This is a genomic window from Streptomyces sp. NBC_00448, assembly GCF_036014115.1.
GTDB lineage: Bacteria > Actinomycetota > Actinomycetes > Streptomycetales > Streptomycetaceae > Actinacidiphila.
The window spans coordinates 2,496,133-2,518,780 of the sequence record NZ_CP107913.1 but is presented as its reverse complement, the minus strand read 5'-3'; the positions used below and the strand labels follow the sequence as shown (position 1 = coordinate 2,518,780).

Sequence of the window (22,648 nt, the reverse complement as noted above, 5' to 3'; positions counted from 1 at the left end):
TGCAGGATAGGAGCACCATCGCCCACTCCGGAGGCCGAGATGACCCGACTGGCAGCGCCCGGCGCGAGCCGCGTGCGGGGCGGCCCGCTCCGACCGTCACCTCGGCCACCCCGCGGCACGGCGCGCCGCAGGCGGAACGTACTGCTGCTCGCGCTGGTCGCGTTGACCGTGGTCGGCGGGGGCGGCGGCTACCTCGTGTACGGCTCTCCGCTGCTGCGGGCCGAACGCGTCAAGGTCACCGGCAACTCCGTATTGACCGATGATCAGATCGTCAGCGCGGCGAAAGTCCCGCTCGGCGGCGCCCTGTTCTCCGTGGACACCGGCGCCGTCGGCAAACGGCTCACCGCCGCGCTCCCGCGAATCGACCACGTGGACGTGGACCGCTCCTGGCCGCACACCGTAAAGCTGCGGATCGTCGAACGGACCCCGTCGGCGGTGCTCAAGGACGGCACCCGCTACACCGAAGTCGACCGCGGCGGCGTGCGATTCGCCACCGTCGACCGGGCGCCGCGCGGGGTGCCGCTGGTGCAGTTGACCGACCCGCAGGCCGCGAGCGTTCGCCAATTCGGCACAAAGGGACTGCTGCGCGCCGCCATTGCCGTCTCGGCCGAGTTGCCGCAATCCCTCAGTGGCCACGCCACCGCGATCCGGGTGCGTTCCTACGACGGCATCACCGTCGAACTCTCCGGCGGGCGCGAGGTGGTGTGGGGGAGTTCCGAGAACGGCGCACGCAAGGCGCGCACGCTCACCGCGCTGATGAAGGCGCAGCCGGACGCGACGCACTACGACGTCAGTGCGCCCACCGCCCCTGCTGCTTCCGGGAGTTGACGGCTGCGAGGCCAGCCGCGACAAGGCGTTCGCACCCGGCTGCGCGAAGGACGGCGTGATCACATAGGGTGAAAAGAAAAACGGGAGGTTCGGCGTGTTCGTTGAACCGCCACCGCTTGTCGACTTAGTGTCTCGTCCCAAGGGAACACATGGGACTGGCGTACTGGTAACCCTAAACCTCAGGGTTAGGGTTCGGAACGGCACCGGCGAGCGTACCGACCGTCCCACACGATTCGTAACTCGAGGCGAGAGGCCTTCGACGTGGCAGCACCGCAGAACTACCTCGCAGTCATCAAGGTCGTCGGCATCGGCGGCGGTGGCGTCAACGCCATCAACCGGATGATCGAGGTCGGTCTCAAGGGCGTCGAGTTCATCGCGATCAATACCGATGCGCAGGCCCTGCTCATGAGCGACGCCGACGTCAAGCTGGACGTCGGCCGCGAACTGACCCGGGGCCTCGGCGCCGGCGCCAACCCCGACGTCGGCCGCAAGGCCGCGGAGGACCACCGCGAGGAGATCGAAGAGGTGCTCAAGGGCGCCGACATGGTCTTCGTCACCGCGGGCGAGGGAGGAGGCACCGGCACCGGCGGCGCCCCCGTCGTGGCCAACATCGCCCGCTCGCTGGGCGCGCTCACCATCGGCGTGGTGACCCGCCCCTTCACCTTCGAGGGCCGCCGCCGCGCCAACCAGGCCGAGGACGGCATCGCCGGCCTGCGGGAGAACGTCGACACGCTGATCGTGATCCCCAACGACCGGCTGCTGTCGATCTCCGACCGCCAGGTGAGCGTGCTGGACGCCTTCCGCTCCGCGGACCAGGTGCTGCTCTCCGGCGTGCAGGGCATCACCGACCTGATCACCACCCCCGGCCTGATCAACCTCGACTTCGCCGACGTCAAGTCGGTGATGTCCGAGGCGGGTTCCGCGCTGATGGGCATCGGCTCCGCCCGCGGCGACGACCGCGCGGTGGCGGCCGCGGAGATGGCGATCTCCTCGCCGCTGCTGGAGGCGTCCATCGACGGCGCCCGCGGTGTGCTGCTCTCCATCTCCGGTGGCTCCGACCTCGGCCTGTTCGAGATCAACGAGGCGGCCCAACTGGTCAGCGAGGCCGCCCACCCCGAGGCGAACATCATCTTCGGCGCGGTCATCGACGACGCCCTCGGCGACGAGGTGCGGGTGACCGTCATCGCGGCCGGCTTCGACGGCGGCCAGCCGCCCACCAAGGGCAGCCGGGAAAAACTGGTCGGCGGCTACACCGGCCGTGACGACTCGTCGGGCTCGTCGTCCGGCACCCCGACCGGTTCGTCCGGCGCCGGTGCCGGACGGGGCGCCGGCTCCGACGCGGGCCGGCTGACCCCGTCGTTCACCGGTATCGGCAGCGTGCCGGCGCCGGTCGAGCGGGAGCCCGAGCCGGACAGCGAGCCGGTCGCCGAGAACCCCGGCACCCCGTCCGGCCCGCTGGTCCCGCCGGCCCGGCCGTACCAGGACCCGGCCGTCGAGGAACTCGACGTTCCCGACTTCCTGAAGTGACCGCCCGGAAGTGATAGGGCACAGCACGGCAGTGGACGGCGCGCACTTCGCCTTCACCGACAGGTGGGGCGGGGTGAGCGCCGTTCCGTATGACAGCCTCAACCTCGGTGGCGCGGTGGGCGACGACCCGGCCGCGGTCCGGGCCAACCGGGAGCGCGCCGCGCGGGCGCTCGGCCGCGACGCGGACCGGGTGGTGTGGATGCACCAGGTGCACGGCCGCGACGTCGTGGTCGTCGACGCACCCTGGGGCGAGAGACCGGTCCCGGCGGCCGACGCCGTCGTCACCACCCGCGCGGACCTGACCCTCGCGGTGCTCACCGCCGACTGCGTACCGGTGTTGCTCGCCGACCCCGCCGCCGGCGTGGTCGCCGCCGCGCACGCCGGACGGCCCGGACTGGTGGCCGGCGTGGTGCCGGCCGCGGTCGGCGCGATGGTCGCGGCCGGCGCGCGGCCGGAGCGGATCAGCGCGCTGCTCGGCCCCTCGGTGTGCGGTAAGTGCTATGAGGTGCCCGCCGCGCTCCGGAGCGAGGTCGCGTCCGCCGTACCCGAGTCGTACGCCGAGACGAGTTGGGGCACGCCCGCGCTCGATGTGAGCGCCGGCGTGATCGCCCAACTCGCGCGCTGCGGCGTACGGGTGATCGAGGGTCCGACGGTCTGCACGCGGGAGTCCGCCGACCACTTCTCGTACCGCCGCGACCGCACCACCGGCCGGCTGGCGGGCTACGTCTGGCGCGACGGCGGGCCGGACGGCACGGCCGCCGCGGCGCCGGAACGGACCGGGTGAACGGGCGTGTCGAGCAGAGCCGAAGAGATCGCCGCGAACCTGGCGGTGGTACGGGAACGGATCGCGCGCGCCTGCGAGGCGGCCGGCCGGAGCCGTGACGAGGTCACCCTGATCGTGGTGACGAAGACCTACCCGGCCGAGGACGTCCGGGTGCTGTCCGGCCTCGGTGTGCGGCAGGTCGCGGAGAACCGCGACCAGGATGCCGGACCCAAGGCCGCCGCATGCGCCGACCTCCCGCTGACCTGGCACTTCGTCGGCCAGTTGCAGACCAACAAAGCGCGCTCCGTGGTCCGTTACGCTGACCACGTGCACTCCGTCGACCGTCTTCGCCTGGTCACCGCACTGTCCGCCGCGGCCACCGCCGCGGGAAGACGGCTCGGTTGCCTGGTGCAGGTCGCCCTCGACGCCGAGTCCGGCGACCGGGGCGAACGCGGCGGGGTGGCACCCGACGCGGTGGGCCCGCTGGCCGACGCGATCGCCGCCGCCGACGGGCTGCGGCTCGACGGTGTGATGACGGTCGCGCCGCTGGCGGGGGCGTACGCGGGTCAACCCCGCGCGGCCTTCGATCGGTTGGCGGAAATCTCATCCCGCCTGCGCGAGACGCATCCGGCTGCGAACATGGTCTCGGCAGGGATGAGTCAGGATCTGGACGAAGCGGTGGCCGCCGGAGCGACACATGTACGCGTCGGTACGGCGGTACTCGGAGTCCGTCCCGGGCTCCGGTAACGTCACCAAACAAGTCGGACCACAGCATAAATATGGTGTGGCGGCCGCCCCGAGCGGCGGCCGCGGACCGAACCCCGCTGAGAGGACGCAGAGCATGGCCGGCGCGATGCGCAAGATGGCGGTCTACCTCGGTCTCGTGGAGGACGACGGATACGACGGACCGGGGTTCGACCCCGACGACGAGTTCGAGCCCGAGATGGCCACGCCGCCCAGCGGCCGGGCCGACCCGGAGCCCGAACGCGCCGCCGCTCGTAGGCCGCACAGCCAGCACGTGCCGCCGAGCCCGCAGCCGCAGGACGACCCCCCGCGGCTGGTGCATGCCCCGGCGCCGCGCGAACCGCGGATCGCCCCAGTGGCATCCATCACACCCGAACGTCAGAACCTGGAGAAGAACGCACCGGTGATCATGCCCAAGGTCGTGTCAGAGCGGGAACCGTACCGGATCACCACGCTGCATCCCCGGACCTACAACGAAGCCCGTACCATCGGGGAACACTTCCGTGAAGGCACCCCGGTGATCATGAACTTGACCGAGATGGACGACACCGACGCGAAGCGACTTGTCGACTTTGCCGCCGGTCTGGTCTTCGGCCTGCACGGCAGCATCGAGCGGGTGACGCAGAAGGTCTTTCTGCTCTCGCCTGCTAACGTCGATGTCACGGCGGAGGACAAGGCTCGCATCGCCGAGGGTGGGTTCTTCAACCAGAGCTAGCCTGAACCTGGTCTGACCAGGCAGAACGCAACCGCACGACATGTAGGACCCGGCCGGCAGGCCGATGGATGAGCAGGGGAGAGGGAAGCGCGATGAATGTCGCACTCCAGGTGCTGTACATCGCGCTGTACGTCTTCCTGTTCGTGCTCATCTTCCGATTGGTGATGGATTACGTCTTCCAGTTCGCCCGTTCGTGGCACCCTGGGAAGGCGATGGTGGTCATCCTGGAAGCCACCTACACTGTCACCGATCCGCCACTTAAGCTTCTGCGGCGTTTCATCCCGCCGCTACGTCTCGGGGGCGTGGCGCTCGACCTGTCCTTCTTCGTATTGATGATCATCGTGTTCATCCTGATCTCCGTCGTAGGGGGTTTGATGTGAACGGTGTGGGCTCCCGATATGTCGACGATCACGTTGAGGTGAAGAGATGCCGCTGACCCCCGAGGACGTTCGGAACAAGCAGTTCACGACCGTCCGCCTCCGAGAGGGCTATGACGAGGATGAGGTCGACGCCTTCCTCGACGAGGTGGAGTCGGAACTGACCCGACTGCTCCGCGAGAACGAGGACCTGCGGGCCAAGTTGGCCGCGGCGACTCGGGCCGCCGCTGCCAACCAGCAGCCGCAGAACATGCGCAAGCCGGAGCAGCAGGATCGTCCGGTCCCCGCCGCCATATCCGGACCGCAGCCGGTGCAGCAGCAGATGCCGCAGCAGCAGATGGGCCCGCCCCAACTGCCGGGTGGCGCACCGCAGCTGCCGGCTGGACCGAGTGGGCAGCAGCAGCACGGCCCCGGCCCGGGCCAGATGGGGCAGATGGGGCAGCACCCCATGCAGCAGCAAGGCCCCGGCCCGATGGGCCAGATGGGCCAGCACCCGATGCAGCAGCAGGGGCACCCCATGCAGCAGCAGGGTCCTGGTGGCATGCAGGGTCCCGGTGGTCCGGGTATGCAGGGGCCTGGTGGTCCCGGCGGTCCGGGCATGCAGGGCGGCCCCGGCCCGATGGGCCAGCACCCGATGCAGCAGCAGGGCCCCGGTGGCGACAGCGCCGCCCGCGTCCTCTCGCTCGCCCAGCAGACCGCCGACCAGGCGATCGCCGAGGCGCGGTCCGAGGCCAACAAGATCGTGGGCGAAGCGCGCAGCCGCGCCGAGGGCTTGGAGCGGGACGCCCGCGCCAAGGCCGACGCGCTGGAGCGGGACGCCCAGGAGAAGCACCGCGTGGCCATGGGCTCCCTGGAGTCCGCGCGGGCGACGCTCGAGCGCAAGGTCGAGGACCTGCGCGGGTTCGAGCGGGAGTACCGCACCCGGCTGAAGTCCTACCTGGAGTCGCAGCTGCGCCAGTTGGAGAACCAGGCGGACGACTCGCTCGCCCCGCCGCGGACCTCCCCGCCGGCGCCGTCGCTGCCCTCCGCGCCTTCCATGGGCGGCAGTTCCATGGGTGGTGGCGGTTCCATGGGCGGCAGCAACTCCATGGGCGGGATGGCGCCCGCGGGTGCCGGAGCGATGGGCCACGGCGGTTCCGGTGGGCCTTCCTACGGAGCCGGCGCCGCGCAGAACGGCTCCATGGGCGGCGGGCACACACCCGGGCCCACGTATGGTGGCCAGCAGCAGATGTCTCCCGCGATGACGCAGCCGATGGCTCCGGTACGGCCGCAGGGGCCACAGCCGTTGCAGCAGGCACCGACGCCGATGCGAGGGTTTCTGATTGACGAGGACGACAACTAGGACGTTCTCCACCCAGCACGACGAAGGTCCGGGCCCCCGGGGAAACATTTCCCCAGCGGGGCCCGGACCTTTCCCTGCCCGTCTGCCCGTCTGCCTGCCTGCCCGTCGGTCCCTCAGGGTGCCCCTGCCGGGGCGGGGTTGCCCCGACCGGCGACGGCACCCCGGGGCGGGGGCACCCTCATCCGTGAGGGCGCCCCCGCCCGTTCGCGGCTAAGCCGTGTTTTGGAAGTAGCGCCGTTCGCCCGAAGGGCGGGGCCCGTGGCGTCTGGTGCTCCCCCACAGCCTTCGGCGTGGGGGTGCCCCCAGATCGCAAGGCGGAGGGTTGCCCTCGTAGTGGGCCTACTCGGACAAGCCCGACAACGCAGCGAGCGCGCGTACCAGGCGCCACGGGGCAGGCGGGACTTCCAAAACACGGCCTAGGCCCTCCGCAGGGTGAACGTGAGCGACAGGCCCTCGTCCGTGAAGGCGGGGCCGGACTCGGGGGCGGGGGCGCCCTGGGAGAAGTCGGTGGCCAGGACCTCCTCGGAGATCAGGGAGCCGTGGGCGTCGAGAGCCCCCGTGACCTCGGGGTCGGTCGAGGTCCAGCGGATCTCGACCCGGTCCGCCACGTCGAACCCCGACTGCTTGCGCGCCTCCTGGATGAGCCGGATCGCATCGCGGGCGAGCCCGGCGAGCCGCAACTCGGGCGTGATCGTGAGGTCGAGCGCCACGGTCGCACCGGAGTCCGACGCGACGGACCACCCCTCGCGAGGAGTCTCCGTGACGATGACCTCCTCCGGGGAGAGCGGGACGCTCTCCCCGTCGACCTCGACACTCGTGGTGCCGCTCTCCCGCAACTGCGCCGACAGGACACTCGCGTCGGCGGCGGCGACAGCGGCCGCGACCGCCTGGACCCCCTTGCCGAACCGCTTGCCCAGCGCACGGAAGTTGGCCTTGGCACTGGTGTCGACCAGGGACCCGCCCACCTCGGAGAGGGACGCGAGCGAGGAGACGTTCAGCTCCTCCGCGATCTGGTCGCGCAGTTCGGACGGCAGCGTCGCGAAACCGCTCGCCGCCACGAGCGCGCGGGACAGCGGCTGCCGGGTCTTCACCCCGGACTCCGCGCGGGTGGCGCGGCCGAGTTCGACCAGCCGGCGGACCAGCCGTACCTGCTCGGACAGCGCCGGGTCGATCCGCGCGGCGTCGGCCACCGGCCACTCGGCGAGGTGGACCGAGTCGGGGGCGTCGGGCACCACCGGGACCACCAGGTCCTGCCAGACCCGCTCGGTGATGAACGGCACGAGCGGCGCCATCAGCCGGGTGAAGGTCTCCAGCACGTCGTGCAGGGTGCGCAGCGCGGCCGCGTCGCCCTGCCAGAACCGCCGCCGGGAGCGCCGTACATACCAGTTGGACAGGTCGTCGACGAAGGCGGACAGCAGCTTGCCGGCCCGCTGGGTGTCGAAGTCCTCCAGCGCGGCGGTGGTGTCGCGGACCAGCGCGTTGAGCTCGCCGACCAGCCAGCGGTCCAGCAGCGGCCGGTCCGCCACCGCCGGGTCGGCCGCGGACGGCGCCCAGCCGGAGGTGCGGGCGTACAGCGCCTGGAAGGCGACCGTGTTCCAGTAGGTGAGCAGCGTCTTGCGGACCACCTCCTGGATGGTGCCGTGCCCGACCCGGCGGGCCGCCCACGGCGAGCCGCCCGCGGCCATGAACCAGCGCACCGCGTCGGCGCCGTGCTGGTCCATCAGCGGGATCGGCTCCAGGATGTTGCCGAGGTGCTTGGACATCTTGCGGCCGTCCTCGGCGAGGATGTGGCCGAGGCAGACCACGTTCTCGTACGAGGACCGGTCGAAGACCAGGGTGCCGATGGCCATCAGCGTGTAGAACCAGCCGCGGGTCTGGTCGATCGCCTCGGAGATGAACTGCGCGGGGTAGGTGCGCTCGAAGATCTCCTTGTTGCGGTACGGGTAGCCCCACTGCGCGAACGGCATCGACCCGGAGTCGTACCAGGCGTCGATCACCTCGGGCACCCGGGTCGCGGTCTGCCCGCACTCCGGGCAGGGGAAGGTGACCGCGTCGATGTACGGGCGGTGCGGGTCGAGGCCGGACTGGTCGGTGCCGGTCAGCTCGGTGAGGTCGGCGCGCGAGCCGGCGCAGGTGAGATGGCCGTCGGCGCAGCGCCAGATGGGCAGCGGGGTGCCCCAGTAGCGGTTGCGGGACAGCGCCCAGTCCACGTTGTTGTCCAGCCAGTCGCCGTAGCGGCCGTGCTTGACGGTCTCCGGGTACCAGTTGGTGCGCTCGTTCTCCCGCAGCAGCGCGTCCTTGACCGCGGTGGTGCGGATGTACCAGGACGGCTGGGCGTAGTAGAGCAGCGCGGTGTGGCAGCGCCAGCAGTGCGGGTAGCTGTGCTCGTACGGCAGGTGCCGGAAGAGCCTGCCGGCCGCGTCGAGTTCGGCGACCAGCGTCTCGTCGGCCTTCTTGAAGAAGACCCCGCCGACCAGTGGCACGTCCGGCTGGAAGGTGCCGTCCGGGCGGACCGGGTTGACCACCGGCAGGCCGTACGCGCGGCAGGTCCTGAGGTCGTCCTCGCCGAACGCGGGGGACTGGTGCACCAGCCCGGTGCCGTCCTCGGTGGTGACGTACTCGGCGTTGACGACGAAGTGCGCGTCGGGGATGTCCACGTAGTCGAACGGGCGCTGGTACGTCCAGCGCTCCATCTCGCGGCCGGTGAAGGTCTGCCCGGTCGTGGTCCACCTTTCGCCGAGCGCCTTGCCGAGCAGAGGTTCGGCGACGACCAGCCGCTCGGTGCCGTCGGTGGCCACCACGTACGTCACGTCGGGGTGCGCGGCGACCGCCGTGTTGGAGACCAGGGTCCAGGGGGTGGTCGTCCACACCAGGAGGGCGGCCTCGCCGGCCAGCGGGCCGGAGGTGAGCGGGAAGCGCACGTAGACCGAGGGGTCGACGACCGTCTCGTAGCCCTGCGCGAGTTCGTGGTCGGACAGCCCGGTCTGGTCGCGCGGGCACCAGGGGGCGACCCGGTAGTCCTGCACCAGCAGGCCCTTGTCGAAGATCTGCTTGAGCGACCACCACACCGACTCGATGTACTGGGGGTCCATGGTGCGGTAGGCGTCGTCGAGGTCCACCCAGTAACCCATGCGCGTGGTCAGCTCGGTGAAGGCGTCGGTGTGGCGGGTCACCGACGCGCGGCACTTCGCGTTGAACTCCGCGATGCCGTACTTCTCGATGTCCTGCTTGCCGGTGAAGCCCAGTTCCTTCTCCACCGCCAGCTCGACCGGCAGGCCGTGGCAGTCCCAGCCGGCCTTGCGGGTCACGTGGTGGCCCTGCATGGTCTTGAAGCGCGGGAAGACGTCCTTGAAGACGCGCGCCTCGATGTGGTGGGCGCCGGGCATGCCGTTGGCGGTCGGCGGGCCCTCGTAGAAGACCCAGTCCGGGCGGCCCTCGGACTGCTGGACCGAGCGGGCGAAGGTCTTCCGCTCGCTCCACAGCTCCAGCACCTCGTGTTCGAGGGCGGGCAGGTCGACCTGTGCGGGCACCTGGCGGTACTGCGGCTGGCGCGGCTGGCTCATCAGGGTTCTTCCTCCGGCGGACGCTTGTCGCTTGTCGCGTTCTTCCGTCGGAGGGACGAGAGCCTGTGCCGGCGCTCCCGCGGTACCACCCTCCTTGGCGGTGTGCCGGGCCCGTACGGGACCCACCGCCCCCTCATTGGGGTCGCGAGGCCGGTTCTACCAGCGGACGGGCGTGCTCACCGCACGCTCGTGGGCCTTCTTCCGGCGACTCCGGGGTGATCTTCGCACCGCGCACACCCCCGGGCTTCCACCGTCCCCGGGTCGCTCATGGCTGCGTGCGGCGCTACTCGTCCCATCCACGCCTTTCGCTGCGCCCAGTGTACGGGCCCGCGCGCCGCGCCCGCGCACCGTTTTCCCCCGCCCCGGCCCGGCCGCCGCGCCCGCCTTCTTCCGCCCTCCGGTGGCCTTCCACCTGCCCGCCCCGGACGCCGGATGACCCTAATGGCCGTCTTTGTTCCGGAATGCGGCATGGTTCGCGGGTTACGGCGGAATACCTGACGGTGAGCTGGGCACAACGGATGCAGACCGGTTCCCCGCCGAGGGGTGCCGGTCGGCCCGGCAGCGCGCCCCGTTGCCGCGGATCGATGCCCGATTTACCGTTTCCGGCACGATTCGCGAACGAGATCACTGACGTGAAGGGGTCGCGGCCATGGTCGTGAAGAAGTCCGCCGCCACCGCGGCGGCGGCGAGTGAACCGGCCAAGAAGGCCGCCGGGAAGAAGGCGGCCACGAAGAAGGGCGCGACCGGCACGGAATCGGCGGCGGAGACGCCCGCCGCCCGCTCGGCGAAACGGACCGCGGCCGAGCGGACGGCGAAGAAGAGCGCGGCCGGCGGTGCCCACACCGCGACCCGCCGCACCGGTGGGACCGAGGCTTCTGCGGAGGAGGCGCCGACAGGCGTGGAGGACACAGCCACTGAGGCGACGACGGGGGCGGGGGCGACCGGGACTGCGGCGCGGAAGAAGACGGCCGCGGCGAAGAAGACGGCGGCGAAGAAGTCCGCCGCCAAGAAGTCCGCCGCCAAGAAGGTGCCCGCGAAGAAGACCGCGGCCAAGAAGGCGGCCGGCAAGAAGGCCGCCGCGAAGAAGACTTCGGCAGCTCAGCGGCCGAAAGCCGAAGCGGCGTCCGCCGGCGAGGCTGGGACCAGGAAGACAGGAGCCCGCAAGGTGGGAGCTAAGAAGACGGTGGCCGGGACGGCCGACTCCGCGGTGCCCGCGGCGCGGAACGCGGCGGAGCCGGGCGGCCTCGCGGTGCTGCCCGGCGAGGACCCGTGGACCCCCGAGGAGGTCGAGGAGGCGCGGTCGGAGCTGCTCGCGGAGGTGGAGCGGCTCAAGACGGAGATCGCCTCCTCCGAGGCCGCCGTCGCCGGCCTGCTGCGCGACTCCGGGGACGGCGCGGGCGACGAGGCGGACACCGGGTCCAAGAACATCACCCGCGAGTCGGAGCTGGCGCTCGCCGCGAACACCCGGGAGATGCTCACGCAGGCGGATCATGCGCTGCGCCGGCTCGACGAAGGGACGTACGGGCTCTGCGAGGTCTGCGGCAAGCCGATCGGGAAGGCCCGTATGCAGGCGTTCCCCCGGGCGACGCTGTGCCTCGACGACAAGCAGCGCCAAGAGCGCCGCTGAACGGTGCCCCTGCCCCCCCGGGTGCCCCCGTTCTGTCGGCTCCGGGACCACCTGTCAGTGGGTGGCTTGTCGCGCCCCTTGGTTTGTGCGGCTCCTCCGCGAAGGACGGTGGCCCCCCGGGGGGGCGCGGGGAACTGCGCGACAAGCCCAGTACCGGCCGATGGTCCGGACACTCGCCGCGGGGGCTGGGCCCGCGGGCCTGGCGCGCCATGGTGGTGGCTGAGCGCGCAGTTCTCCCCCCAGAGCTTCGCCTGGGAGGTGCCCCCCCGCGCCCCCGGGGAGGGCTGGCCTTCTTTCGCGGAAGGAGCCGCACAGACCAAGGGGCGCGTGGGGGCACCTCCCAGGCGAGGCTCTGGCGGAGAACGGCGCACCAAGCCGTCCACTGACAGGTGGTCCCGGAACGGACAGTGCGGGGAAGCCCGGGGGGTCGGGGGCCCTTGGTACCCTCGCACGGAGGGTCGGGCACACAAGGCTAGGGACTGACGTGACGGAAGCGGAGCGCACCATCACCACACCGGAGACGCCGGACGCGGAGGCGGGCGCGAAGAAGGACGCGGGCGGGGCCACCGAGGCGGCGCCGGCGCCGCGCGCCAGGCGCCGGGTCGCCGTGCTGATAGGCGTCGCGGCACTGGCGTACCTGCTGGATGTGCTCTCGAAGCTGTGGGTGGTGCACAGCCTGGAGAACCATGATCCGGTCGACATCTTCGGCCACTACCTGCGGCTGGACGCGATCCGGAACGGCGGCGCGGCCTTCGGCATCGGCCAGGGCATGACCGTCGTGTTCACGGTGATCGCCACCGGCGTCATCGTGGTGATCGTCCGTCTCTCCCGCCGCCTGTACAGCGTCCCGTGGGCGATCGCGCTCGGCCTGCTGCTCGGCGGAGCCTTCGGCAACCTCACCGACCGCGTCTTCCGCACCCCCGGCGGGTTCCAGGGCCGGGTGGTCGACTTCATCGCGCCCGAGCACTTCGCGATCTTCAACCTCGCCGACTCCGCGATCACCTGCGGCGGCGTCCTGATCGTGGTGCTCTCCTTCCTGGGTATCGAGCCGGACGGCAAGCGCCAGCAGCGCGACGACTGACCCCGGGCCCGGGACCGTACGGCGTCCCCCCGGCGTCCCCCGGAGACCGCTCGGCGGCCGCCCGGCGTCCGGGCCGCGCCGCGTCCGGCATACTCGACCAGGTGAGTACGCTTCCCGAGGTCCGCTCCCTTCCCGTGCCCGACGGCCTGGAGGGCGAGCGCGTCGACGCCGCCATCGCCCGCATGTTCGGCTTCTCCAGGACGAAGGCCGCCGAACTGGCCGCGGCCGGGAAGGTGTCGATCGACGGGGCAGCGGCGGGCAAGTCCGAGCGGGTGCACGGCGGGGCGTGGCTCGAAGTGGAGATGCCCGCGCCTGCCGCCCCCGTACAGATCGTCGCCGAGCCCGTCGAGGGCATGGAGATCGTGTACGACGACGAGGACGTGGTGGTCGTGGTCAAGCCGGTCGGGGTCGCCGCGCACCCCAGCCCCGGGTGGACCGGAACCACCGTGATCGGCGGGCTGGCCGCCGCCGGGTACCGGATCTCGACGTCGGGCGCCGCCGAGCGCCAGGGCATCGTGCACCGGCTGGACGTGGGCACCTCCGGGCTGATGGCCGTGGCCAAGTCCGAGCGGGCGTACACCCGGCTCAAGCAGCAGTTCCGCGACCGCGTGGTGGACAAGCGCTACCACGCCCTGGTGCAGGGCCACCCCGACCCGATGAGCGGCACCATCGACGCGCCGATCGGCCGGCACCCCACCCACGACTACAAGTGGGCGGTGACCGCCGAGGGCAAGCCGTCGGTGACGCACTACGACCTGATCGAGGCGTTCCGCTCCGCGAGCCTGCTCGACATCAAGCTGGAGACCGGCCGCACCCACCAGATCCGGGTGCACATGGCCGCGCACCGCCACCCCTGCGTCGGCGACCTCACCTACGGGGCCGACCCGACGCTGGCCAAGCGGCTCGGGCTGACCCGGCAGTGGCTGCACGCGGTGCGACTGGGCTTCGAGCACCCCGCGGACGGCGAGTGGGTCGAGTTCGAAAGCACGTATCCCCAAGACCTCCAGGCCGCGCTGGACGTGGTGAGGGCCGACAGCCAGTAACCGCGTGGCAACCTAGCGGCGTGGATCAACTCGCGCTGTTCTTCGCGATCATGCTGGCCGCGATCGTCATGGTGCCCGTGGCCGACCGGGTGGGGCTGCCCTCGCCGGTGCTGATGACCGTGCTGGGCGGCGTGCTGGCGCTGATCCCGCAGGTGCCGAACATCGAGATCAACCCCGAGTTGATCCTGCCGCTGGTGCTGCCGCCGCTGCTGTACGCCTCGGTGCAGCGCACCTCGTGGCGGCAGTTCGCGGCGAACCGGCGGGCGATCTTCCTGCTCGCGGTCGCCCTGGTGTTCCTCACCACCGCGGTGGTCGCGGTCGTCGCCAACGCGGTGGTGCCCGGGATCACGCTGGCCGCCGCCGTCACCCTGGGCGCCCTGGTGGCCCCGCCGGACCCGGTCGCGGCGACCGCGGTGGCCGGCAGCCTCGGCCTGCCCCGCCGGATGATCTCCATCCTCGAAGGCGAGGGGCTGTTCAACGACGTCACCGCGATCGTGCTCTACCACGTGGCGGTCGCGGCGGTGCTCTCCGGCCACTTCTCGCTGCCGCACGCCGTCCTGGAGTTCGTCCTGTCGGCGGTCGTCGCGGTCGCGGTCGGGCTGGTGCTCGGCTGGGGCGCGAACAAGCTGATGGGCGTGGTCGGCGACGCCACCTTGCAGATCGGCCTGTCACTGCTGGTGCCGTTCGCCTCCTACGCGATCGCCGAGGGGCTGCACGGCTCCGGCGTGCTCGCCGTGCTCACCGCGGCGCTCTTCCTCACCGAGTACGCCTTCGAGGCCGACGACGTGACCGCACGGCTGGCCGGCAACACCTTCTGGGAGATCGTCGACACCCTTGTCACCGGGATCGCCTTCGGGCTGATCGGCCTGGAGATGCACCACGTCTTCAGCGCGGGCGCCGGACACTGGGGGCCGATGCTGCGCGACGCCGGGCTGATCGTCGCCGTCGTGGTCGGCGTCCGGCTGCTCTACCTGCTGCCCGCCGCGGCCATCGCCAAGCGGCTGCACACGCTGCGTGACATGGACGAGGACATCCCGCTGACCTGGCGGGAGACGGTCACCATGTGGTGGGCCGGGATGCGCGGGGTGGCCTCCGTCGCCCTCGCGCTGGCGATCCCGCTCACCACGGACCACGGCGACCCGTTCCCCGCCCGCGCCCAACTGCTCTTCATCGCCTTCTCCGTGGTCCTGGTCACCCTCGTGATCCAAGGGCTCACGCTGCCCTGGCTGGTGCGCAGGCTCGGGGTCACCGGGGACATCGAGGTCGAGCACGACCAGGAGCGCGCGCTGGCGCTGCGCGCGATGAAGGCGGCCAGGAAGCGGCTCAAGGAGATCGAGACGGCGGAGGACCTCGACGAGGAACTCGCGGAGATGCTCTACCACCGGGCGATCGACCTCGGGGCCCGTATCTCGCCCGACGTCCTCGACGACGAGCGGCGCGAGAGCCACGCGGGGCGCGCCCGGCGGATCAAAGCGCTGCGCCGCATCCAGGACGACATGCTCTCCGCGGCCCGCCATGAAGTGCTCGCCGCCCGCAGCGAACCCGGGTCCGACCCGGAGATCGTGGATCGCGTGCTGAGGCATCTCGATCTGCGGTCCATGCGAGGGGTGTGACGGGACCCGGCGGGGTGGTGCGCTCTGGCGTTTCCGGACCACCGGGGGAGGTCCCGGGACTACGTGGCGGGGCTGGGCGGGGGGTCGTCCTGCACGCGAATGCTGACGCGGGGGAGCGCGTACGGGTGCTCCGTGCGGAGCCAGTCGATGAGTTGTTCGCGGATGAGGCAGCGGAGCGCGAAGATGTCGCCGGCGTCCTTGGCGGTGGCGACGGCGCGCACCTGGACGGTGGTGGGGGTGGTGTCGAGGACGACCAGGCTCCAGGCCCGGTGGTCCCACTCGGCGGCCTGCTCCAGTATCTCCAGCAGGCGCTTGCGCATGAGGTCGACGGGCGCGGAGTGGTCGAGGTGGAGGAGGACCGCGCCGGTCATCCGGGGGTCTCCGCGCGACCAGTTCTCGAACGGCTTGCTGGTGAAGTACGAGACGGGCATGGTGATCCGGCGCTCGTCCCAGGTCCGTACGCTCAGAAAGGTGAGCGTGATCTCCTCGACCTCGCCCCACTCGCCGTCGACGACCACGGTGTCGCCGATCCGCACCATGTCACCGAAGGCGATCTGGAGCCCGGCGAAGAGGTTGCTGAGGGTGGACTGGGCGGCCACACCGGCGACGATGCCGATGATGCCGGCCGAGGCCAGCACGGACGCGCCGACGGTCCGCATCTCCGGGAAGGTGAAGAGCATCGAGGCGACCGCGATCACGCCGACGATCGCGGTCAGCACCCGCTGGATGAGGGTGAGTTGGGTGCGCAGCCGGCGGATCTTCGGCACGCTGTGCGCGGTGGCGGCATAGCGGGCGTAGGAGGAGTCGATGACGGCGGCCGCGACGCGGACCACCAGCCACGCCGACGCGGCGATCAGCACCAGGGTGAGCGCCTGGCCGATGGCCGCCGCGTGGTCGTCCTCGAAGTGCGCGGCGTGGTAGGCGCCGCGCAGCAGGGCCGTGCAGAGCACCACCTGCGACGGCAGCCGGCAGCGGCGCAGCAGGTCCCACAGCGGGGTCTCCGGGTGCCGCGCGTCGGCCGAGCGCAGCGCCCGGTCGCCCATCCAGCCGACCAGTACCGTCAGCACGACCGCCGCGCCGACCACCACGATCGGCCGCAGCGTGCTCTCCATGCCCACCACCTGCTTCTCTTCCCGTCCGTCGGCAGCCCCGTAAGGCACCTGTGTACGGCGTCCGACCCGCCGCTGGCAACTGGCACCATGGGACCCGTACCCGACGGACCGTGAACGAAGGCCCCTTGTGACATCTGCGACGATCGTGCTGCTGCACTCCACCTACGGGCTGCGGCCCGCCGTACACTCCGCGGCCGAGCGGCTGCGCGCGGCCGGGCACGAGGTGTACGTGCCGGACCTGTTCGACGGGCGGGTGGCGGACAGCGTCGAGGACGGCCGGAAGATCCGCGACGAGATCGGCAACGAGGAGTTGCTGCGCCGGGCGATCGTGGCCGCCGCCCCGCACTCCGAGAAGGGCCTGGTCTACGCGGGGTTCTCGATGGGCGCCGCGCTGGCGCAGAACCTCGCCCTCGGCGACGAGAAGGCCCGCGGGCTGCTGCTCCTGCACGGCACCTCGGACATCGCGGACGACGCGGCCACCGACATCCCGGTGCAGCTCCATGTCGCCGACCCGGACCCCTTCGAGCCGGACGACTGGCTGAACGCGTGGTACCTGCGGATGCGGCGGGCCGGCGCCGACGTCGAGGTCTTCCGCTACCGCGGCGCCGGCCACCTCTACACCGACCCCGATCTCCCCGACTACGACGAGGAGGCCGCGGAGCGCACCTGGCCGATCGCCCTGGACTTCCTCGCGGAGCTGTAGCCGGAGGCCGACGGTGAGGCACTCCTCGGCTGCTTCGTGCGGCCGAGGGGGCTGACTGCGGACCCGGGGGTCGGGCGGCACCGGGCCGCCCGACCCGACCAGGTGCCCGTGCTACTTCAGGTCGGCCTGGATTCCGGCTGTCACGGTCGCGACCGGCACGCCGTTGACGTCCACGTTCTTGCCGTTCACGTGCACCGTCGGGGTGCCGGAGATGCTCTTGTCGTCCAGGAACTTCTCGAACACGGAGCTGGTGTCCATGGCCCACTTGTCGTAGGTGCCCTTCGTCACCGCGTCGGAGAACTTCGTGTTGCCCTTCAGCGCGGGGACCTTCTGCGCGATGGAGATGAGCTTCGCGGGGTCGCTGAAGGTGTCCTTGTTCTCGTCCGGGTGGACGGCCTTGGAGTACAGCAGGGTGTGGAACTGCTCGAACGCGTCCGTCGACACGTTCAGCGCCGCGCCCAGTGCGCTCAGCGCCTGCTTGGAGCCGGTGCCGCCGAGGTTCGTGTCCAGGAACGTGCCGATGTGCAGCACGATCTTGTACTTGCCGTCCTTGACGCCTTGGAGCACGGCCGCGCCGGACTCCTGCTCGTAGGCGGCACAGTACGGGCAGCGCATGTCCTCCCACTCCTCGACCGTGTTCTTGTTGTTCGGGTCGCCGAGGGTGATGACGGTGCCGTTGGTGCCCGAGGTGTTGGCCGGCTTGACCAGGGTGGCCTTCGAGGCGGTCGTCCACTTGCTGGGCTTGCTCGGCTTGTTGGCGTTGTTGACCGCCACGGCTATGCCGCCCGCCGCGGCCAGGACCACGACGACGCCGGCGGCGACGATGATCTGGCGGCGCACCTTCGCGCGCTTGGCTTCCTTCTCGCGCTGGGCGCGCAGCCGCTCGCGCGCGGCGGCCTTGCTCTGCTTGCTGTTCCTGGTGCTCATGGCTGATGTCTCCGGATGAAGAAGTACGCGTGAATGTGGGGGAAGGACGTGCGGGTCGGGCCGGCTGCCTGGTTCAGGCAGCGAGCGCGAGCGGCGGTCCTCGGCGTACGACGGAGTGCAGCAGCGGCCGGGCGGCGAGGTGCGCGACGGCCGGGGTGGCGGGGCGGACCCGGCCGGGGGTGGTGCCCGCCATGGCGCCGATCGCGGCGACCGCGAACAGCAGCGGCCGGAACGCGGCGACGGCCACCGCCCGCAGCACGCGGTGCACCGCGGCCTCACCGCGCCGCAGCCACCAGGACGCGAGCAGGCCGACCGCGACGTGCACGGCCAGCAGCAGCCACGGGAGTGCGGAAGCACCGTGGTGGGAGGTGGCGGCCTGCGCGGGGGAGACGGTGGGAAGCTGCGTGCCGACCTGGCCGCCGTGGCAGACCACCGCCTCGTGCAGCGACCGCCACGAACCGGTGACAGGGCCGCCGTCGGGCCCGTAACAGGACTGCTGGCCGGAGGTGAAGAGGGTGTCCACGGCCAGTTCCAGCGGCACCATCATCCCGCTGATCGCCCAGAAACCGCGCTCGCGGCCACCGAGCGCGTAGGCCAGCCCGAAGACGGCCGCGAAAGCGCCCAGGACGACGGTCAGCGGCAGCGGCTTGTGGGCCATCAGGACGTGCGAGGTGGAGGAGAGCGTGACACAGAGCGCGGCGAACAGAGCGGCACGCGCCGCCCTCAGCCGCGGACGTATCGCGCCCAGGGTCTCCATGGGCACAGAGTGTGCCACGCGAACCTGTATGTGTGACCTAAAGGGCGGACACCAACCGGAGACGATCCGGCCCGGCCGGACGGCACCGCGGGTACGGTGCGCCCGGCCGGGCCGATCGGGACTTACGGTGCGTTCACCGGGTCACGCGACGCCGAGCCAGACGTCGGCGCCGAAGGAGACCTTGATCTCCGAGGCGACCGTGGTGGGGTCGACGAGGAATCCCAGCTCGTACACGGTGGTCTTCTGCGGGCCGGAGACCTTCGCGCGTACCGGGCTCTCGCCGGGGTGGGCGGACAGGATTCGGCGCAGTTCGTTGATCGCGTCGTGCCGAAGGATCTTGTGCTCGCGGAAGGCCAGTTGCACCGGGGGCTTCCCGCCGCTCTCCGCGGAGGACACGTCCAGCTCCGCCAGCTCGGAACCGATGATGTTCATCGTGCCGTCGCGGTCCTGCGCCCGGCCGCTGATCGAGACGACGCTGTCCGGGATGAGCGCGTGACCCACCAGCTGGTAGGTCGCGGGGAAGAAGCACACCTCGATGCTCGCGTCACGGTCCGCGAAGGTGACCGCGGCCCAGGCGTTGCCCTGCTTGGTCATCTTGCGGTCGACCCCGGTGATGAGCCCCGCGACCTTCACCGGCCGTTCCTGGCCGGAGGCCAGCAGCTCGGCGAGCGTGGTGTCGCGGTTGCGCGCGAGGATGTGCTCGGTGCCGTCCAGCGGGTGCGCCGACACGTACAGGCCGAGCATGTCCCGCTCGATGGCGAGGAGTTGCTTGCGGGGCCACTCGGTCTCGGGGATGGCGAAGTCCAGCCCGAAGGTCGGTACGTCCTCGCCGGGGCCGCCCAGGTCCGCGAACAGGTCGGACTGGCCGTACGCCTCGGCCTTCTTGACCGGGACGATCGCGTCGACCGCGTCCTCGAAGACGGCGGACAGGCCCATCCGGGTGTGGCCGAGCGAGTCGAACGCGCCGGCCTTGATCAACGACTCGATGGCCCGCTTGTTCAGGACCGGGATGCTCACCTTGTCCAGGAAGTCGGCGAACGAGGTGAACAGGCCCTTGGACTTGCGCGCCGCGATCAGCGCCTCGATGACGCCCTCGCCCACGTTCCGCACGGACTTCAGACCGAACCGGACGTCCTCGCCGACGGCGGTGAACTCCGCGACCGAGGCGTTCACGTCGGGCGCCAGGACCTGGACGCCGCTCTTGCGGGCGTCGGCGAGGTAGATGGCCGCCTTGTCCTTGTCGTCCCCGACCGAGGTGAGCAGCGCCGCCATGTACTCGGCCGGGTAGTTGGCCTTGAGGTAGGCGGTCCAGAACGACACCAGCCCGTAGCCGGCGGTGTGCGACTTGTTGAACGCGTATCCCGAGAACGGGAGCATCACGTCCCACAGCGCCTTGATGGACTCCTCGGAGTACCCGTTGTCCCGCATGCCGCCGTGGAACTTCTCCCACTCGGCGGCCAGCACCTCTGGCTTCTTCTTGCCCATCGCGCGGCGCAGCAGGTCGGCGCCGCCGAGGGTGTAGCCCGCCAGCTGGCGGGCGATGGCCATGATCTGCTCTTGGTAGATCAGCAGGTGGAAGGTGTTGCCGAGGATCGGCTCCAGCGCGTCCTTCAGCTCCGGGTGGATCGGCTCGACGGCCTGCCGGCCGGTCTTGCGGCTGGCGTAGTTCATGTGCGCGTTGGCCGCCATCGGGCCCGGCCGGTACAGCGCCAGGGCCGCCGCGATGTCCTCGAACCGGCTCGGCTCCATCGCCTTGAGCAGCGTCCGCATGCCGCCGCCGTCGAGCTGGAACACCCCGAAGGTGTCTCCGCGGGCCAGCAGCCCGTAGGTGTTCTTGTCGTCCAGCGGGATGTTCTCGGTGCTGAGGTCGACGCCGCGGTTCTCCCGTACGTTCTGGATCGCCTGGTCGATCACGCCCAGGTTCCGCAGGCCGAGGAAGTCCATCTTGACCAGGCCCATGGACTCGCACGACGGGTAGTCGAACCCCGTGATCTTCGTGCCGTCCTTGCGCATGTGCAGCGGAATGCGGTTGGTCAGCTTGGTCTTCGACAGGATGACCGCGGCCGCGTGCACACCGGTGTTGCGGATCAGCCCCTCGACGCCCTTGGCGCTGTCCACCACCTTCTTGACGTCGGGCTCGTTCTGGTAGAGCGTCCGGATCTCGCCGGCCTCGCCGTACCGCGGGTGCTCGGGGTTGAAGACGCCGTCGATCGGGATGCTCTTGCCCATCACGTCGGCCGGCAGCGCCTTGGTGATGCGCTCGCCGTGCGCGAAGGGGTAGCCGAGAATCCGCGAGGTGTCCTTGATCGCGTTCTTGGCCTTCAGCTTGCCGAAGGTGTTGACCAGCGCGGTGTACTCGTCGCCGTACTTCTCCACCACGTAGGCGACCATCTGGTCCCGCTTGCGGTCGTCGAAGTCGAGGTCGACGTCCGGCGGGTTGATGCGCTCGGGGTTCAGGAACCGCTCGAAGAGCAGGCCGTGCTCCAGCGGGCACAGCTCCGTGATCCTCGTCGCGTAGGCGACGATCGAGCCGGTCGCCGATCCACGGCCGGGGCCGACCGGGATCTTGTTGTCCCGCGCGTGCCGGCAGATGTCCGCGACCACGAGGAAGTACGAGGAGAAGCCCATCGGACCGATGACCTTCATCTCGGTCTCGAAGCGCTCCAGCACCTCCGCGGGGATCGGGTCGCCGTAGCGCATCGCCAGGCCCTTGAGCACCTCCTGGCGCAGCCACGACTCCTGCGTCTCGCCCTCGGGCACGTCGGGGTACTGCGGCATCTCGTCCTCGAGGTCGAAGACCTCGTCGTACGCCTCGATCCGCTCGGCGATCAGCAGCGTGTTGTCGCACGCCTCCGGAAGTTCCTTGAACAACTCCCTCATCTGCGCGGCGGTCTTGAGGTAGTAGCCGGTGCCGTTGAACTTGAAGCGGTTCGGGTCGTCCTTGTTCTTGCCGACCCCGATGCACAGCAGGTTGTCGTGCGCGTCGGCGTGCTCCTCCAGGACGTAGTGCGCGTCGTTGGTCGCCAGCAGCGGGATGTCCAGGTCCTTCGCCAGCCGCAGCAGGTCGTCCCGTACGTTGCGCTCCAGGTCCAGGCCGTGGTCCATCAGCTCAAGGAAGTAGTTCTCCTTGCCGAGGATGTCCTGGTAGTCGGCCGCGACCTTGCGCGCCTCGTCGTACTGGTTCAGCCGCAGCCGGGTCTGGATGGCGCCCGAGGGGCAGCCCGTGGTGCCGATGATCCCGGCCGCGTGCTCGGAGATCAGTTCCATGTCCATCCGCGGCTTGCCCGCGGGGAACTGCCCCGTGTAGCTGGCCTCCGTCGACAGGTAGAACAGGTTGCGAAGGCCCTGGACGTTCCGCGCCCACATCGTCATGTGGGTGAAGCGGCCGCCGCCGGAGACGTCCTTGCTTCCCTCGCCGTCGTCCGACATCGCCCGCTGCCCGCCGGGACCCCAGAACTCCTGCTTCTTGTACCGGCGGTGCGACGGTGCGACGTACGCCTCGATGCCGATGATCGGCTTCACCGCGTCGAAGCCCTTGGCGACCTGCTGGAACTCGTACGCACCGAACATGTTCCCGTGGTCGCTCATGGCGATGGCGGGCATGCCCTGCCGCGCCACTTCGGTGAACATCGGCTTCAGGCGCTGGGCGCCGTCGAGCATCGAGTACTCGGTGTGATTGTGCAGGTGAACAAAGCTGTCGGCCACCGGGCTGGCACCTCCAGGACGATCGCGGGGAAGCCTCCACCCTAGTCGCTCGCCGGGGCGATCCGCCGGTGCATCGCCCGCACCCGGGGGCGGCCGCCGTACCCCGTGCCGGCGGCGCCGCGCCCGCCGCGGTGCCGCGCCGCCCTCCGCCTTTTGGTGCCCGCCCAACTCGTATAACGAGGTGCGGACTTCGCGGGGACGGCGGCGGGACGAACGCGGGG

General features: G+C 70.8%; 17 protein-coding genes. 12 read left to right on the top strand and 5 right to left on the bottom strand.

Annotated features, from left to right (window positions below):
* Positions 1–39 precede the first annotated feature (39 nt).
* From OG370_RS10695 to OG370_RS10665, 7 genes are all read left to right on the top strand, one after another.
* Positions 40–828, top strand: a complete 789-nt coding sequence (locus tag OG370_RS10695; protein WP_328462966.1) for a cell division protein FtsQ/DivIB — start codon at positions 40–42, stop codon at positions 826–828.
* Between the two features lie 261 nt (positions 829–1,089).
* Positions 1,090–2,355 (top strand): cell division protein FtsZ, encoded by a 1,266-nt coding sequence (gene ftsZ / locus OG370_RS10690; protein ID WP_328462964.1) that lies wholly within the window; start codon positions 1,090–1,092, stop codon positions 2,353–2,355.
* Between the two features lie 31 nt (positions 2,356–2,386).
* Positions 2,387–3,139, top strand: coding sequence for a peptidoglycan editing factor PgeF (pgeF, locus tag OG370_RS10685; protein ID WP_328462962.1), 753 nt, complete (start codon positions 2,387–2,389; stop codon positions 3,137–3,139).
* Between the two features lie 6 nt (positions 3,140–3,145).
* A complete protein-coding gene (locus OG370_RS10680) occupies positions 3,146–3,865 on the top strand; it encodes a YggS family pyridoxal phosphate-dependent enzyme (protein WP_328462960.1) in 720 nt (239 codons plus the stop codon).
* A gap of 94 nt (positions 3,866–3,959) precedes the next feature.
* Entirely contained in the window at positions 3,960–4,577 is a 618-nt protein-coding gene (locus OG370_RS10675; protein WP_328462958.1) for a cell division protein SepF, read from the top strand.
* Positions 4,578–4,669: 92 nt separating this feature from the next.
* Positions 4,670–4,957, top strand: coding sequence for a YggT family protein (locus tag OG370_RS10670; protein WP_328462956.1), 288 nt, complete (start codon positions 4,670–4,672; stop codon positions 4,955–4,957).
* 46 nt (positions 4,958–5,003) lie between these two features.
* On the top strand, positions 5,004–6,296 hold the full coding sequence (locus tag OG370_RS10665) for a DivIVA domain-containing protein (RefSeq protein WP_328462954.1): 1,293 nt from the start codon (positions 5,004–5,006) through the stop codon (positions 6,294–6,296).
* A gap of 416 nt (positions 6,297–6,712) precedes the next feature.
* Here the strand turns inward: OG370_RS10665 and ileS are convergent, their stop codons facing one another.
* Complete coding sequence (gene ileS, locus OG370_RS10660) at positions 6,713–9,859, bottom strand: isoleucine--tRNA ligase (protein WP_328462952.1); 3,147 nt, start codon at positions 9,857–9,859, stop codon at positions 6,713–6,715.
* A 649-nt stretch (positions 9,860–10,508) separates the two neighbouring features.
* On the opposite strand from ileS, the gene OG370_RS10655 reads away from it, so the two are divergent.
* The 4 genes from OG370_RS10655 (at position 10,509) to OG370_RS10640 (ending at position 15,223) form a co-directional block, all read left to right on the top strand.
* Positions 10,509–11,486 (top strand): TraR/DksA family transcriptional regulator, encoded by a 978-nt coding sequence (locus tag OG370_RS10655; protein ID WP_328462950.1) that lies wholly within the window; start codon positions 10,509–10,511, stop codon positions 11,484–11,486.
* Between the two features lie 484 nt (positions 11,487–11,970).
* On the top strand, positions 11,971–12,567 hold the full coding sequence (gene lspA, locus OG370_RS10650; RefSeq protein WP_328462948.1) for a signal peptidase II: 597 nt from the start codon (positions 11,971–11,973) through the stop codon (positions 12,565–12,567).
* Between the two features lie 101 nt (positions 12,568–12,668).
* Positions 12,669–13,610 carry an RluA family pseudouridine synthase gene (locus OG370_RS10645; RefSeq protein ID WP_328462946.1) on the top strand — a complete coding sequence of 314 codons (942 nt, stop codon included), beginning with the start codon at positions 12,669–12,671 and terminating at the stop codon, positions 13,608–13,610.
* A 20-nt stretch (positions 13,611–13,630) separates the two neighbouring features.
* Positions 13,631–15,223: a Na+/H+ antiporter gene (locus tag OG370_RS10640; RefSeq protein ID WP_328462944.1), complete on the top strand. Its 1,593-nt coding sequence runs from the start codon at positions 13,631–13,633 to the stop codon at positions 15,221–15,223.
* A gap of 59 nt (positions 15,224–15,282) precedes the next feature.
* Here OG370_RS10640 and OG370_RS10635 read toward each other — a convergent pair whose 3' ends face one another.
* Positions 15,283–16,335 carry a mechanosensitive ion channel family protein gene (locus OG370_RS10635; RefSeq protein WP_328462942.1) on the bottom strand — a complete coding sequence of 351 codons (1,053 nt, stop codon included), beginning with the start codon at positions 16,333–16,335 and terminating at the stop codon, positions 15,283–15,285.
* Positions 16,336–16,462: 127 nt separating this feature from the next.
* Here OG370_RS10635 and OG370_RS10630 point away from each other — a divergent pair, with 127 nt between their 5' ends.
* Positions 16,463–17,038 (top strand): dienelactone hydrolase family protein, encoded by a 576-nt coding sequence (locus OG370_RS10630; RefSeq protein ID WP_328462940.1) that lies wholly within the window; start codon positions 16,463–16,465, stop codon positions 17,036–17,038.
* A 111-nt stretch (positions 17,039–17,149) separates the two neighbouring features.
* Here the strand turns inward: OG370_RS10630 and OG370_RS10625 are convergent, their stop codons facing one another.
* The 3 genes from OG370_RS10625 to dnaE form a co-directional block, all read right to left on the bottom strand.
* Positions 17,150–17,965 carry a thioredoxin domain-containing protein gene (locus OG370_RS10625; protein ID WP_328462938.1) on the bottom strand — a complete coding sequence of 272 codons (816 nt, stop codon included), beginning with the start codon at positions 17,963–17,965 and terminating at the stop codon, positions 17,150–17,152.
* Between the two features lie 73 nt (positions 17,966–18,038).
* A complete protein-coding gene (locus tag OG370_RS10620) occupies positions 18,039–18,722 on the bottom strand; it encodes a hypothetical protein (protein ID WP_328462936.1) in 684 nt (227 codons plus the stop codon).
* A 141-nt stretch (positions 18,723–18,863) separates the two neighbouring features.
* A complete protein-coding gene (dnaE, locus tag OG370_RS10615) occupies positions 18,864–22,427 on the bottom strand; it encodes a DNA polymerase III subunit alpha (protein WP_328462934.1) in 3,564 nt (1,187 codons plus the stop codon).
* Between the last annotated feature and the right edge of the window lie 221 nt (positions 22,428–22,648).